Origin of the sequence: Luteimonas gilva (assembly GCF_005239095.1) — a bacterium.
Taxonomy (GTDB): domain Bacteria; phylum Pseudomonadota; class Gammaproteobacteria; order Xanthomonadales; family Xanthomonadaceae; genus Luteimonas_C; species Luteimonas_C gilva.
Genome location: NZ_SZUA01000002.1, coordinates 142,714 through 156,411 on the forward strand (window position 1 = coordinate 142,714; position 13,698 = coordinate 156,411).

The window sequence follows — 13,698 nt, forward strand, 5'->3', positions numbered from 1 at the left end:
AGCGGCGCCCGAGCGTCGGGAACGGCATGAGGATGAACACGGGGGCGCACTTGCACGGACGCGCATCGCGGCTCGCCGCGGCGGGCGGAGATTGGGCCGAGCACGAAGAGCATTACCTGCTCGCCTTCCGCGATGCGCCCTATTACTCCAGCGGCCGCACCTGGGTGGATTACGCGCCGGCCTACCGCTACGGCTACGAGCATTACGTCCGCCATCCCGGCCGCCATTTCGAAGACGTCGAAGCGCAATTGGAAAGCGACTGGGAAACCGGCCGCGCCGCCTCGCGGCTGGCTTGGGCCGAGGCCCGCGGCGCGATCCGCGACATCTGGCGGCGGCTGGAGCTGAACGCACCGGGGGACATCGGCGCGCGGCCGGCGCAGAACCGCCGGCGCTAGGCGCATATTCACTCGCGGTGGACGCCTCCGGGACTAGTTTCAACTCGTTCCCAGACCAGGAGCGAGACGATGAGTACGCTCCAAAAAGACCATATCCTCGGCACCGGCAGCGCGACCCTCGGCGGCGGCGCCTTGGGCGCGGCGGTAGGCGCGTTGCTCGGCGGCACGCCGGGGCTGACTTTGGGTGCGGTGGCCGGCGGCGCGCTCGGTGCGCTGATCGGGCATCGTCTTTCCGAAGCGACCGATCCGCGCGGCGATCTCGGCCACTACCAGCAGGTCTATCGCACCACGCCCTATTACATCGACGGCATGGCTTGGTCGGACTACGCGCCGGCTTATCGCTACGGCCTGGACACCTATGCCACGCAAGGCGGCCAAACCTTCGAGCGGGCCGCCGCGGCGCTCGCCGAAGGATGGGGCCGCGCGCGCGGCGGATCGCGGCTGGAATGGGACCAGGCGCAAGCGGCCGTCGCGCATGCGTGGCGCGAGCTCGACGAGAACCTACGCACGATGGGCCGCGCGGAATAGAGCGTTGCGGGCCGCGCGCGCTTGGGCGCGCTAACATGGCGGCTTTCCGCAGCATCGGAGCCGCCATGGCCGCGAAGAACGACAACGGCGTGAGCCGCGAACAGGCCGAAGACGCGGTCCGCACCTTGCTGCGCTGGGCCGGCGAAGACCCGGCCCGCGAAGGCCTGCTCGACACGCCCAAGCGCGTGGTCGAAGCCTACGGCGACTGGTTCAGCGGCTACGCCGGCGATCCGCAGGAATACCTGGCGCGCACGTTCGAGGAAGTGGCCGGCTACGACGAGATGATCGTGCTGCGCGACATCGAATTCGAAAGCCATTGCGAACACCACATGGCGCCGATCATCGGCAAGGCCCACGTCGGCTATCTGCCCGACGGCAAAGTGGTGGGCATCAGCAAGCTCGCGCGCGTGGTCGAAACGTACGCGCGCCGCTTCCAGGTGCAGGAGAAGATGACCGCGCAGATCGCGCATTGCATCCAGCAGGTGCTGAATCCGCGCGGCGTCGGCGTGGTGGTCGAAGCCACCCACGAATGCATGACCACCCGCGGCATCCACAAGCGCGGCGTGAGCATGGTCACCTCGAAAATGCTCGGCGGCTTCCGCGACGACGCACGCACCCGCGCCGAGTTTTTGCGCTTCATCCGCGACGGGCACGCGTAACCGCTCGCGGCGTCGGTATGCTTTAAGTCCCTCTCCCTTTTACGGGAGAGGGACAGGCCCGAAGGGCCAGGGAGAGGGTTCGGCTTTTAAGTGGGACCCGAATGACAGAACAGAAATTGTTGGACCATGCCAAGCGCATGCGCACCGGACAGACGGATGCGGAGGCCAAGCTTTGGCAGCATCTGCGCGGAAAGCGGTTTTCAGGGTACAAATTCAGGCGGCAACAGCCGATCGGCCCTTACATTGCCGACTTCGTCTGTTTGCGATGCCGACTGGTTATCGAAGCCGACGGCGGACAGCATGCGGATGCCGTTGGATACGACGAGAAGCGAACGGCTTGGCTGGAAGCGCAAGGTTTTCGCATGCTGCGTTTCTGGAACAACGACATCCTGCAGCGGACGGAGGATGTGCTGGAATCCATCCTTCGAGCGCTAGAAAGTACGCGCTAAAAGCCGAACCCTCTCCCTGGCGCTGCGCGCCTTTCCCTCTCCCGCAAGGGGAGAGGGGCAAGACATCGCGACCTGGGGTTCGCACTAGGTTTTTCCCTGTAAAACCAGGGTCTACCCTCCATGGACACCGGTTGACGGAGGGCACGCCCATGAGCAGCGACGGTAGCGATGGCGCCGGCGGCGTAGGCGGAAGCGGCGGTTCGAATTCCGCGAGCAACGACAGCTCGACCGACGGGCTCGGCAACGCCGCCGATTCGGTCGCCGACAGCCTCGGGCAAGCGGTCGATGCGGTCGCCGACGCGGTCAGCGGCATGCTCGGTTCGGTTGCCGACGCCGCCGGCCTCAGCGAGGCGGTCGGCAATCTGGCGAATATGCTCGGCCTGGATCCGCAGGATCTGCAGGGCCTGGTCGGCGCGGCGTTCATGGGCGCGATCACCGGCGGCTTGCCGGGCGCGGTGATGGGCGTGGTGAACGCGCTCGTCGGCGGCAGCTTGCAGGAGGCGGCGCGCAGCGCGGTCTCGTCGAATCTGCCCGCTTCGATGCAGCCGTTGGCGAACATGGCCATCGACGCCTTCGCCGGCAAGATTCCGGGCGCGGCGACCAGCAGCAGCTTGCAAGGCGTGCTCGGCACGCTGGCGACCGGCGCGCTGACCAACGGCCGCGTGCCGGGCCTGGGCGACATCGCTTCGGTGGCGCGCGAGATGCGCGGTTTGTCGAACGTCGCCAGCAGCGTGATGGACAGCGCCATGCGCGGCGATTTCGTCGACGTGGTCGATGCGGTATCGACGTTGGAAGGCAGCCTCAACAGCGCGTTCTCGCAGGCCAGCCGGATTTCGAGCGACGTCGCTTCCCAATTCGCGCGCGGCAACGGCGTGTATGCCGACGGCGGCCACGGCGATTTCGGCGACGCGGTCGAGCGGCTGGCGGTGTCCACCGCGCAGTTGATGGCGCAGCGCTGATGTCGGACAAATTGTGGGAGCGGCTTTAGCCGCGAGCTCTTCCAATCAGGCCACGGCGATCTGTTGGAAAGAGCTCGCGGCTAAAGCCGCTCCTACAACAGGCCGTTTCTAAGAAGGTTGCGATAGGAACCGCACGATGCCCTTGGCCGCCTCGCGGCCTTCGTGCACCGCCGTCACCACCAGATCCGCGCCGCGCACGCCGTCGCCGCCGGCGAAGATGCGCGGGTTCGAAGTTTGGAACGGCAAGCCGCCATCGACGCGGATGCGACCATTAGCGTGCGCCGCGATGCCGTGAGCGGCCAGCCAGGCCGGCGGATCGGCCTGGAAACCGAAAGCGATGATCACCACGTCCGCGGCGAGCTCCGATTCGCTGCCGGGCACGATGTCCGCGCCGCGCCGGCCGCGCGCGTCGGCTTCGCCCAAGCGCGTCTGCGCGACGCGCACCGCGGCGACATCGCCGTCGCCGAGCAGCGCCAGCGGCTGCCGGTTGAACAGGAATTCGACGCCTTCCTCGCGCGCGTTCGCGACTTCGCGCGCCGAGCCGGGCATGTTCGCTTCGTCGCGGCGGTAGACGCAGCGCACGCTCAACGCGCCCAAACGCACCGCGCTGCGCACGCAATCCATGCCGGTGTCGCCGCCGCCGAGCACGACCACGCGCTTGCCGCGCAGATCGGGCAGCGCGATCTCGTCTTCCCAACCGGCGATCGGCCGGCCGGCCGGATCGTCGCCGGTGACGATCCGGCCGTTCTGCACCAGGAACGGCAACGCCGGCAGCACGTGGCGCAAATCCTGTCCCGGCAGGCCGCCGTCGGTGTAGCGATAGCTGCCCAGGCCCAGGAATACCGCGTCGTATTCGTCGAGCAGACGGTCCAGGCCGATGTCGCGGCCGATCTCCACGCCGAGTTCGAACTCGACGCCCATTCCGCGCAGGATTTCGTGGCGCGTCGCCATTACGCCGCGGTCCAGCTTGAAGCTCGGAATGCCGAATTGCAGTAGTCCGCCGATCTTTTCGTAGCGGTCGAACACGGTGGCGGCGATGCCCGCGCGCGCGAGGCGATCGGCGCAGGCCAATCCCGCCGGCCCGGCGCCGACCACGGCGACGCGCTTGCCGATGCTCTTCGCCGTCGACAAGTCGGGCCGCCAGCCGTCGGCGAGCGCGGCGTCGACGATGTATTTCTCCACCGCGCCGATGGTGACCGCGCCGAAGCCGTCGTTGAGCGTGCAGCTGCCTTCGCACAGGCGGTCCTGCGGACAGACGCGGCCGCAAATTTCCGGCAAGGGATTGGTTTCGTGGCACAACGCCGCGGCCTCGTGGATGCGGCCCTCGCGCGCCAGTTCCAGCCATTGCGGAATGTAGTTGTGCAGCGGACAGCCCCACGAGCAATAGGGGTTGCCGCAATCCAGGCAACGCCCGGCCTGATGCTTGGCTTCCGCTGCGCCGAAGCGGCCGTAGAGCTCGCCCCAGTCGCCTTGCCTGCGCAGTTCCAACGGAATGCGTTCGGGCATGCGCCGCGGCGTGTCCAGGAATTCGAAGGCGGTTTTTTTGCTCATGCACAGCATCCGATGCGGCTGCACGGAGCCCGGATACCGAGGCCTACGATGATCATGCCGCCCGCCTCAAATTGTCGGCCAGCGATTCCAGGCTCGCCGCCTTCGGCTTGACCAGCCAGAACTTGCCGAGGAAATCGCGGAATTCTTCCAGGATGCGCTGCGCGAAGGCGCTGCCGGTCAGGCGCGCGTGGGTTTCGATCAAGTCGAGCAGATGCGAGCGGTGCGCCGCGAAGCCTTCGCTGTTGATGCGCAGGATGTCGATGAGCTCGTGGTTGTAGCGGTCGACGAAATCGCGGTCCAAATCCAGCACGTAGGCCATGCCGCCGGTGAAGCCGGCGCCGAAGTTCAGGCCGGTGCGGCCGAGCACCGCGACGGTGCCGCCGGTCATGTATTCGCAGCAGTGGTCGCCGACGCCCTCCACCACCGCGGTGGTGCCGGAATTGCGCACCGCGAAGCGCTCGCCCGCTTGTCCGGCGGCGTACAGTTCGCCGCCGGTGGCGCCGTACAAACACGTGTTGCCGAGGATCGGCGCCTCGTGCGCGGCGTAGCGCGCGTTCGCCGGCGGTCGCACGACGATGCGGCCGCCGGCCATGCCTTTGCCGACGTAATCGTTGGCTTCGCCGTGCAATTCCAGCTGCAGTCCGCCGGCGAGGAAAGCGCCGAAGCTCTGCCCGGCGGTGCCGTCGAAGCGCAGTTCGATCGGCGCGTCGTTCATGCCGAGGTTGCCGTGCAGGCGCGCGATGCGGCCGGACAAGCGTGCGCCGATGCTGCGGTCGGTGTTGCGGATCGGATATTCGAAGCGGCCGCCGCGTTTTTCCGCAATCGGATCGGCGAGTTCGGTCTCCAGGCGTACGGACAAGCCATTGGGCTCCGCTACTAGCGCGGGTGCGCCGCAAGATCCGACGTTCTCCGCAAATCCCCCTCGGTCCCCCTTTTGCAAAGGGGGAGGAACGGCGGTGCGCGGGCCGTTGCTGTTCTCCCTCCTTTGAAAAAGGAGGGCCGGGGGGGATTTGTGCGTCGCTGCAACGGCCAGCAAAGGCGAGAGGTCCAGGTGCCGGTGCGCGTCGTAACCGCTCTCGATCTGCCGCAATAAATCGACGCGTCCGACTATTTCATCCAACGTCCTTGCGCCCAACTGCGCCAGATAGCCGCGCACTTCCTCGGCCAATCCGCGGAAGAAATTCTCGACCCGCTCCGGCAATCCGGAGAAATGGTTTTCGCGCAAGCGTTCGTCCTGCGTCGCCACGCCGGTCGCGCAGTTGTTCAAATGGCAGATGCGCAGGTATTTGCAGCCCAGCGCGATCATCGGCGCGGTGCCGAAGCCGAAACTTTCGGCGCCGAGCAGCGCGGCCTTGATCACGTCCAGGCCGGTCTTCAGGCCGCCGTCGGCCTGCACGATCACGCGCTCGCGCAGGTCGTTCGCCAGCAAGGCTTGCCGCGCTTCGGACAAGCCCAGTTCCCAAGGCGTGCCGGCGTAGCGGATCGACGACAAAGGGCTCGCGCCGGTGCCGCCGTCGTGGCCGGAGATCGTGATCAGGTCCGCGCCCGCCTTCGCCACGCCGGTAGCGATGGTGCCCACGCCCGCGTGCGAGACCAGTTTCACCGATACCAGCGCGTCGGGATTGACCTGCTTCAGGTCGAAGATCAGCTGCGCCAAGTCTTCGATCGAATAGATGTCGTGGTGCGGCGGCGGCGAGATCAGGCCGATGCCCGGCCGCGCGTAACGCAAGCGCGCGATCAGCTCGTTGACCTTGTGGCCCGGCAGCTGGCCGCCCTCGCCCGGCTTGGCGCCTTGCGCCATCTTGATCTGCAGCACTTCGGCGTTGACCAGGTATTCGGGCGTGACGCCGAAGCGGCCGGAGGCGATCTGCTTGATCTTCGACGTCTTCTCGCTGCGATAGCGAACCGGATCCTCGCCGCCTTCGCCGGAATTGCTGCGTCCGCCCAGACGGTTCATCGCGATCGCCAACGCTTCGTGCGCTTCCGGCGACAGCGCGCCCAGGCTCATCGCCGCCGTGTCGAAGCGTTTGACGATGGCTTCGATCGGTTCGACTTCGTCCAGCGGAACCGGCTGCACGGCGGTCGTGTCGAAAGCCAGCAAATCGCGCAGCGCGGCCGGCGGACGCGAATTCACGGTGTCCGCATAGCGTTTCCAATCCGCGGCGTCGCCGCTGCGCACCGCGCGCTGCAGCGACATCACCACATCGGGATTGAATTGGTGGTATTCGCCCTCCGGCGTGTACTGCAGCAGGCCGCCGATTTCCGGCAGCGCATTGTTGTCCCAACCCAACGCGGCCAGATGCGCGGCCTCGGCCTGCAGCGCGTCGAAGCCGGCGCCGCCGATCCGCGACGGCGTGCCGGCGAAGCACAGCTCGACGACTTCGCGATCCAGGCCGACGATCTCGAACAGCTGCGCGCCGCGATAGCTGCCGATGGTGCTGATGCCCATCTTCGAGATGATCTTGAGCAACCCCTTCTTGACCCCGCGCCGATAGCTGCGGCCGATCTGGGCCGGCTCTTGGGAAGCATATCCGCCGTGCTTGGTCTTGAGGATCCCGCGCACGCCCAGATCGTGCAGCGTCTGGTACGCCAGATACGGATACACCGCGGTCGCGCCGAAGCCGACCAGGCAGGCGAAATGGTGCGGATCGCGCGCGGTGCCGGTTTCCACGATCAGGTTCGCCGCGCAGCGCAGGCCGATGCGCACCAGATGCTGGTGCACCGCGCCGGTGGCCAGCAACGCGTGCAGCATCAGATGGTCGCGGCGCGGGCGGCGGTCGCTCAGGATCAACAGCAGCACGCCGGCGCGCGCGGCCTCTTCGGCTTCGGCGCAAATGCGTTCCAAAGCGGCGCGCAGGCCCTCTTCCGGTGCGAAATTCAAATCGATGTAGCGATGCGACGCGTCGTACGGCGCCATCGACAGCAACTGCCGCACCTTGCGCTGCGACATCACCGGCGAATTCAGCAGCACGTGGTGGACCACGTCCGGCCCGTCGACGAACACGTTGCCTTCGCGGCCGATCTGGGTGGCCAGCGACATCACGCAGTCTTCGCGCAGCGGATCGATCGGCGGGTTGGTCACCTGCGCGAACGCCTGGCGGAAGCGGTCGTACAGCGGCCGCACGTGTTGCGACAGCGCGGCCATCGGCACGTCGTCGCCCATCGAGCCGATCGCTTCCTGTTCGGTTTCGGCCAAAGGCCGCAGCACCTGCTCGCGTTCTTCGCGGGTCAGCTGGAACAGTTTCTGGAAGCCGGCCAGGGTGCCGTGGTCGAACGGTTCCGCAGCGAGCGCAGGATCGATCAATTCGCTGTGCAGATAGGTCATGCCCTGCTTCAGCCAGCGCTTGTACGGCGCGCGCGCGCGGTTGACCGCGTCGATCGCGTCGCTGTCGAGCAATTCGCCGGTATGCAGATCGGCGGCGATCATCTGCCCGGGTCCGAGCTTGCCCTTGGCCTCGATCTCCGCCGTCGGCAATTCCCACACGCCGGCTTCGGAAGCGACCAGGAAATGGCGGTCGCGCGACAGCAGCCAGCGCGCGGGACGCAGGCCGTTGCGGTCGAGCGTGCAGGCGGCGTAGCGGCCGTCGAATACGACGATGCCGGCCGGGCCGTCCCAAGGTTCGGTGTTGAGCGCGTAGTACTCGTAGAACGCGGCCAGATCCGCGTCCTTGTATTCCAGCGACTGCGTCGCCGGCGGAATCAGGATACGCATCGCCTTCAGCAGGTCCATGCCGCCGGCTTGCAGCAGTTCCAGCATCGAATCCAGGCTTTGCGAATCGGAACCGTCGATTTCGATCACCGGATCGAATTCGCGCGGATCCAGCGTGTCGGTGCGCCACTCGGCGGCGCGCGCCTGCGCCCAGCGCCGATTGCCGGCGATGGTGTTGATCTCGCCGTTGTGCGCCAGCAAGCGGAACGGCTGCGCCAGCGACCAGCGCGAGCTGGTGTTGGTGGAGAAGCGCTGATGGAAGACCACCGCGCTGCTGGCCAGGTCGGCGCGCCGCAAATCCGGATACAGCCGCGGCAGATGCGACGGCAGCACCATGCCTTTGTAGCCGACGCTGTCCGCGGACAAGGTGACGATGTAGAAGTCGGGCAATTCGCCGCGTATGCGTTGTTCCGCGCGGCGCCGCGCCAGGTACAGCCCGCGCTGGAACGCGGCCGGTTCGGGCCGCGCGCCGTCGACGTCCAACGCGGGCCCGACGAAGACCTGTTCGATCCGCGGCAGCGAACGCCGCGCGCTCGCGCCGCAGGCGCTTTCGTCCAGCGGCACGATGCGCCAGCCGGCGATCGCCAAACCGACTTCGCGCAGCGCCTGGGCCAAGCCGGCGCGCGCTTTCGCCGCGTCCGTTTCGTCGTGCGGCAGGAACACCAGGCCGGCGGCGTACTGCACGCCGAGCGCGATGCCAGCTTCGGCGGCGAGCGCGCGTAAAAAAGCGTCGGGGCGTTTGATCAGCAAACCGCAACCGTCGCCGCTGAGTCCGTCGGCGGCGACGCCGCCGCGGTGGGTCATGCGGCCCAGCGCTTCCAGCGCGTGCTCGACCAGATCGCGCGAAGGGCGGTCGTCGAGTTGCGCGATCAAGCCAAAGCCGCAGCTGTCCCGCTCGTCGCGGGGGTCGTACAAACCGGTGCGGCTTTGGCGATCGTCCATCCTGTCTCCGTCGGCTGCGCTTCGCGTGGCGACGGCGGGCTACGGTGCGCTCGCGCGCTCCGGCCTGCCTTTGCAAGGATGGTCCGACTAGAACACAATTTGTGCGTTGCGGCAATTCGTCTCGGTACGGTGATCGATTCCTGCCGCGAACAAAACGCCCGGGTATATTTGACTTTCAAATAAACCCGGGTATTATCCGCGCACTCTTCGGATCGACCGCCCGCATGCAAGCCGCCCCCGACACCCGCTGCACCGCCTTCGCCGGCCAGCACCGCATCGCCTCCGGCGAGCTGCGCCACGTCGCCTTGATGGCGCAACGGGCGTCTTCCGCCCCGGGTGCGGCGCCGGTGCAGATCTTCGACGACCGCAGCAGCGAGCAGATCGAGATCGATCTGCGCGGCACGGCCGCGGATCTGCTCAAGCGCTTGGCGGAGGCTTCGGACCAGGCCGCGCGCAGCGCCGATCCGGCCGCGGCCGAGGCGACCCCGCGCAAAGGGCCGGGCCGGCCGCGGCTGGGCGTGATCGCGCGCGAGGTGACCCTGCTGCCGCGCCACTGGCAGTGGCTGGCGACCCAGCCCGGCGGCGCTTCGGTGGCGTTGCGCAAGCTGGTCGAGGAAGCGCGCCGCACCCACGCCGGCAACGACCGCCGCCGCGAGGCGCAGGAATCGGCCTATCGCTTCATGTCGGCGATGGCCGGCGACGCGCCGGGTTTCGAAGAGGCATCGCGGGCCCTGTTCGCCGGCGAGGCCTCGCAATTCGAGGAGCGCATCGCGGCTTGGCCGGAGGACGTGCGCGAGCACCTGGCCATGCTCGCCGCCGACGCGCTGGCGTGATGGCGGCGCGGGCGCGCAAGCGGCATCATTAGCGCGCGCCGCGGTCCGGCCGTCTCAACGGCTGCGACGCGACAACAGCAAAGTCAAAAGCAAATATCCGCCTGCCCCCTCTTTTTCACAGAGGGGACAGCAAGAGCCGAGTCCGCCACGGCTTTCTTCCCTTTGAAAAAAGGGGAAACAGGGGGCGAGGGCAGCCGCTTGCAAGCCAAAGGCTTGCGGCTGACCGAGCGCCCTCGCGGAAGCGAGGGCCGGGAATCGCATAGTGATTTGCTGTTGGCGAAATTCACACGATCGATCGCGGATCCAACTTCAGGAATCGGCATGAACGCCCTCGCCCCGCAAGCCCGCAAAGCCGCGCTCGCCTTCATCTTCGTCACCGTCCTGATCGACATCCTCGCGTTCGGCTTGATCATCCCGGTGCTGCCGCATCTGGTGCAGCGCTTCGTCGGCGGCGACATCGCCGAGGCCTCGCTGTGGGTCGGCGTGTTCGGCACGATGTTCGCACTGATCCAGTTCGTGACGGCGCCGATCCAAGGCGCGTTGTCCGACCGCTACGGCCGGCGTCCGGTGATCCTGCTGTCCTGCCTCGGCTTGGGCCTGGATTTCATCTTCATGGCATTGGCGCCTACGCTCGCTTGGCTGTTCGTCGGTCGGATCATCTCGGCGATGACTTCGGCCAGCTTCACCACCGCCAACGCCTACATCGCCGACGTCACGCCGCCGGACAAGCGCGCGCAGGCCTTCGGCATGATCGGCGCCGCGTTCGGTCTGGGCTTCATCATCGGTCCGGTGATCGGCGGCTGGCTCGGCGGCATCGATCTGCGCCTGCCGTTCTGGGGCGCGGCGATCCTGGCGCTGTGCAATTTCGCTTACGGCTGGTTCGTGCTGCCCGAATCGCTGGCGCCGGACAAGCGCACGACGCGTTTCGACTGGTCGCACGCCAATCCGCTCGGCTCGCTGATGCTGCTGAAGAGCTATCCGCAGGTGTTCGGGCTGGCCGCGGTGGTGTTGCTGATCAACTTGGCGCATTACGTGTACCCCAGCGTTTTCGTGCTGTACGCCGATTACCGCTACCACTGGGGTCCGCAAGCGGTCGGCTGGGTGCTGGCGGTGGTGGGCGTGTTCAGCGTGATCGTCAACGCCTTGGTGGTGAAGCGGGTGGTCGGCGCTTTCGGCGAACGCCGCACGCTGCTGATCGGCTTGATGTTCGGCACGGTCGGTTTCGCCATCTACGGCTTGGCGCCGACGGGCCACTGGTTCCTGGTCGGCATCCCGGTCATGGCGATGTGGGCGTTGGCGATGCCGGCGACCCAGGCCTTGGTCACGCGCCAAGTCGGCCCGAGCGTGCAGGGCCGCATCCAAGGCGCATTGACCAGCTTGGTCAGCTTCGCCGGCATCATCGGCCCGGCGCTGTACACCACCGTGTTCGCGCTGTTCATCGGCGCGCGCGCGCCGGTGCATGCGCCGGGCGCGCCATTCCTGCTGGCCTGCTTGATGTTGATGGCGGCGGGCTTGGTCGCATGGCGCTTCGCGCGGGTGCCGGCGCCCGCGGCGGACGCGGTGGTGGACGCGGCGTAAATACCTGTGGGAGCGGCTTTAGCCGCGAGCTCTTTCCGTCAGACCGCCGCGACCTGATGGGTAAAGCTCGCGGCTGAAGCCGCTCCCACAAAAAAGCATAGGCATCTCGGCATATGGCGCTGCCGGCGCCGCTGGCGATAATCCCCGCACCCACCGACCGAGGGTTCCGCCATGCGTTTCCCCCTGCTGATCGCCGCCACGCTGCTCGCCAGCGCTTGCGGCAGCGTCGAATACAAGGACACCAACGCCGCCGTCGATGCCAACCCGGCCTGCGTCGGCGCCGAAAGCCGGCCCGGCGAAGCGGTCGCGCCCTGGTGCAAGCGCGAGCTGGGCGCCGAGCTCAAGACCGAGCGCAAGAGCGAGAAGATCGACTTCAAGAAGAAGGACGGCGACGGCTGATCCGCTGAACGGTTAATCGCTTTTTTGTGGGCGCGGCTTCCGCCGCGAGCTCTTACCGCACGTCGCTGCGACTGAAGGCAAGAGCTCGCGGCTGAAGCCGCTCCTACAAAAAACCAAAGCCTTGCCGCGGCGTTGACGCGGGCGGCCCGAAGCTGGGCCGATGGCCCAAACCGACGATCCCGCCCAAGCCGGCAAACGCGCCGCCCGCAGCGCCGGTTTGCGCTACGTCGACGATGCGATGCCCGGCATCCGGCGCAAACGCAAAGGCCGCAGCTTCGCCTATGTGCGCGCGAACGGGCGCGCGGTGCGCGATGCGAAGACGCTGGCGCGGATCCGCGCGCTGGCGATCCCCCCCGCTTACGCCGACGTCTGGATCTGCGCCGACCCGCGCGGCCATCTGCAGGCCACCGGCCGCGACGCGCGCGGCCGCAAGCAATACCGCTACCACCCGCAGTGGAGCGAAGTGCGCGGCTTCGGCAAGTTCGACCGCATCGTCGCTTTCGGCCGGGCGCTGCCGAAACTGCGCCGCGCGGTGCGCCGCGATCTCAAGCTGCCGGGATTCCCGCGCGAGAAAGTGCTGGCCATCGCGATCGCGCTGATGGCGCAAACCTTGCTGCGCGTGGGCAACGACGCTTATGCGCGCGACAACGGCTCGTTCGGGCTGACCACGCTGCGCAACCGCCACGTCGAATTCCTGCGCGGCGGGCGCGCGCGGCTGAGTTTTCCGGGCAAAAGCGGGCAGGCGCAGGAAACCGTACTCGACGATGCGAGGCTGGTGAAGCTGATGAAGGCTTGCCAGCAATTGCCTGGGCAGGCCTTGTTCCAATACGTCGACGACGCCGGCAAGCGGCAGCGCATCGATTCGGGCATGGTCAACGACTATTTGCGCGAAGCGATGGGCGAGGAGTTCACCGCCAAAGACTTCCGCACCTGGGGCGGCACCTTGCTCGCGTTCCGGCGGTTCGTCGCGACGCCGTTGCCCGAATCGGCGCGCGGCGACGACCCCAGCGAACGCACGCTGGCCGCAACGCAGAACGAGGTGATCGCGGAAGTGGCGCGCACGCTCGGCAACACGGTCGCGGTGTGCCGCAAGGCCTATATCGATCCGTCGCTTTACGCCGGATGGCGCGATGGCAGTCTGGCGCGCGCGGCCGGCGCCGCAAAAGGCGCCCGGCAATGGGAAACCGCCGCCTTGCGCTTCCTGCGCCGCGCGCATCGGAACGGCGCACGCGCATAAGACCGCCCCCTCCGCGGAGGGGGCGGTGCGTGCGAAGCGCGATCGATTAGGACGAAGGCGGAGTGGTCTTCTCCGGCTCCTTCTTGTCCGCCGGCGGCTGCGTATCGTCGACCGGGGGCGGCGGTGTCGTCGTCGGTGGTTCCGGCGCCATGCCTTCGGTCGGCGGCGCGCTCTGGTCCGCAGGCGGCGGAGTGGTGGTATCGGCGGGCGGCGTGGTCTGCGTTTCGGCCGGCGTCGGCGTGACGTCGGTCGGCGTCGGCTCGGTGTTCTCGTTTTTATTGCACGCCGCCAGCGTCAGCGCGAAAGCCAAGGCAGCGATGGGCATCGTGATGCGGGTCATGCGGACTCCTTGCGTCAAGTACGCTGCGACTTTGCGCGGAAGTGCGTAGAGCCGCGTCAAAATTAGGCTAACAAAACGCAGCCTGCGCGGCTGCGTTCAAGTTCGCGCTGCGTATCCGT

Annotated in this window: 12 protein-coding genes; 9 read left to right on the forward strand and 3 right to left on the reverse strand. The window is 67.4% G+C overall.

Annotation, left to right across the window (positions count from 1 at the left end; genetic code table 11):
* The first annotated feature begins 26 nt into the window (after positions 1 to 26).
* The 5 genes from FCE95_RS08610 (at position 27) to FCE95_RS08630 (ending at position 2,990) form a co-directional block, all read left to right on the forward strand.
* Positions 27 to 395, forward strand: a complete 369-nt coding sequence (locus FCE95_RS08610) for a hypothetical protein (protein WP_137266624.1) — start codon at positions 27 to 29, stop codon at positions 393 to 395.
* Positions 396 to 464: 69 nt separating this feature from the next.
* Positions 465 to 923, forward strand: a complete 459-nt coding sequence (locus FCE95_RS08615) for a glycine zipper 2TM domain-containing protein (RefSeq protein ID WP_137266625.1) — start codon at positions 465 to 467, stop codon at positions 921 to 923.
* A 65-nt stretch (positions 924 to 988) separates the two neighbouring features.
* Positions 989 to 1,582: a GTP cyclohydrolase I FolE gene (folE, locus tag FCE95_RS08620; protein WP_189644695.1), complete on the forward strand. Its 594-nt coding sequence runs from the start codon at positions 989 to 991 to the stop codon at positions 1,580 to 1,582.
* 101 nt (positions 1,583 to 1,683) lie between these two features.
* On the forward strand, positions 1,684 to 2,031 hold the full coding sequence (locus FCE95_RS08625) for an endonuclease domain-containing protein (RefSeq protein WP_137266627.1): 348 nt from the start codon (positions 1,684 to 1,686) through the stop codon (positions 2,029 to 2,031).
* Positions 2,032 to 2,180: 149 nt separating this feature from the next.
* On the forward strand, positions 2,181 to 2,990 hold the full coding sequence (locus tag FCE95_RS08630) for a hypothetical protein (RefSeq protein WP_137266628.1): 810 nt from the start codon (positions 2,181 to 2,183) through the stop codon (positions 2,988 to 2,990).
* A 108-nt stretch (positions 2,991 to 3,098) separates the two neighbouring features.
* Here FCE95_RS08630 and FCE95_RS08635 read toward each other — a convergent pair whose 3' ends face one another.
* Together FCE95_RS08635 and gltB are read right to left on the reverse strand one after the other, a co-directional pair.
* Complete coding sequence (locus FCE95_RS08635; RefSeq protein ID WP_137266629.1) at positions 3,099 to 4,541, reverse strand: FAD-dependent oxidoreductase; 1,443 nt, start codon at positions 4,539 to 4,541, stop codon at positions 3,099 to 3,101.
* A 52-nt stretch (positions 4,542 to 4,593) separates the two neighbouring features.
* On the reverse strand, positions 4,594 to 9,192 hold the full coding sequence (gene gltB / locus FCE95_RS08640; RefSeq protein ID WP_137266630.1) for a glutamate synthase large subunit: 4,599 nt from the start codon (positions 9,190 to 9,192) through the stop codon (positions 4,594 to 4,596).
* Positions 9,193 to 9,416: 224 nt separating this feature from the next.
* On the opposite strand from gltB, the gene FCE95_RS08645 reads away from it, so the two are divergent.
* The 4 genes from FCE95_RS08645 (at position 9,417) to FCE95_RS08660 (ending at position 13,239) form a co-directional block, all read left to right on the forward strand.
* On the forward strand, positions 9,417 to 10,025 hold the full coding sequence (locus tag FCE95_RS08645) for a DUF2239 family protein (RefSeq protein WP_137266631.1): 609 nt from the start codon (positions 9,417 to 9,419) through the stop codon (positions 10,023 to 10,025).
* A gap of 321 nt (positions 10,026 to 10,346) precedes the next feature.
* Positions 10,347 to 11,603: a TCR/Tet family MFS transporter gene (locus FCE95_RS08650; RefSeq protein WP_137266632.1), complete on the forward strand. Its 1,257-nt coding sequence runs from the start codon at positions 10,347 to 10,349 to the stop codon at positions 11,601 to 11,603.
* Positions 11,604 to 11,774: 171 nt separating this feature from the next.
* On the forward strand, positions 11,775 to 12,002 hold the full coding sequence (locus FCE95_RS08655; protein ID WP_137266633.1) for a hypothetical protein: 228 nt from the start codon (positions 11,775 to 11,777) through the stop codon (positions 12,000 to 12,002).
* Between the two features lie 160 nt (positions 12,003 to 12,162).
* Positions 12,163 to 13,239 carry a DNA topoisomerase IB gene (locus tag FCE95_RS08660; RefSeq protein WP_137266634.1) on the forward strand — a complete coding sequence of 359 codons (1,077 nt, stop codon included), beginning with the start codon at positions 12,163 to 12,165 and terminating at the stop codon, positions 13,237 to 13,239.
* A gap of 46 nt (positions 13,240 to 13,285) precedes the next feature.
* Here the strand turns inward: FCE95_RS08660 and FCE95_RS08665 are convergent, their stop codons facing one another.
* The gene (locus tag FCE95_RS08665) at positions 13,286 to 13,579 is read right to left on the reverse strand and encodes a hypothetical protein (protein WP_137266635.1); all 294 of its coding nucleotides are present in this window, start codon (positions 13,577 to 13,579) and stop codon (positions 13,286 to 13,288) included.
* Positions 13,580 to 13,698 lie beyond the last annotated feature (119 nt).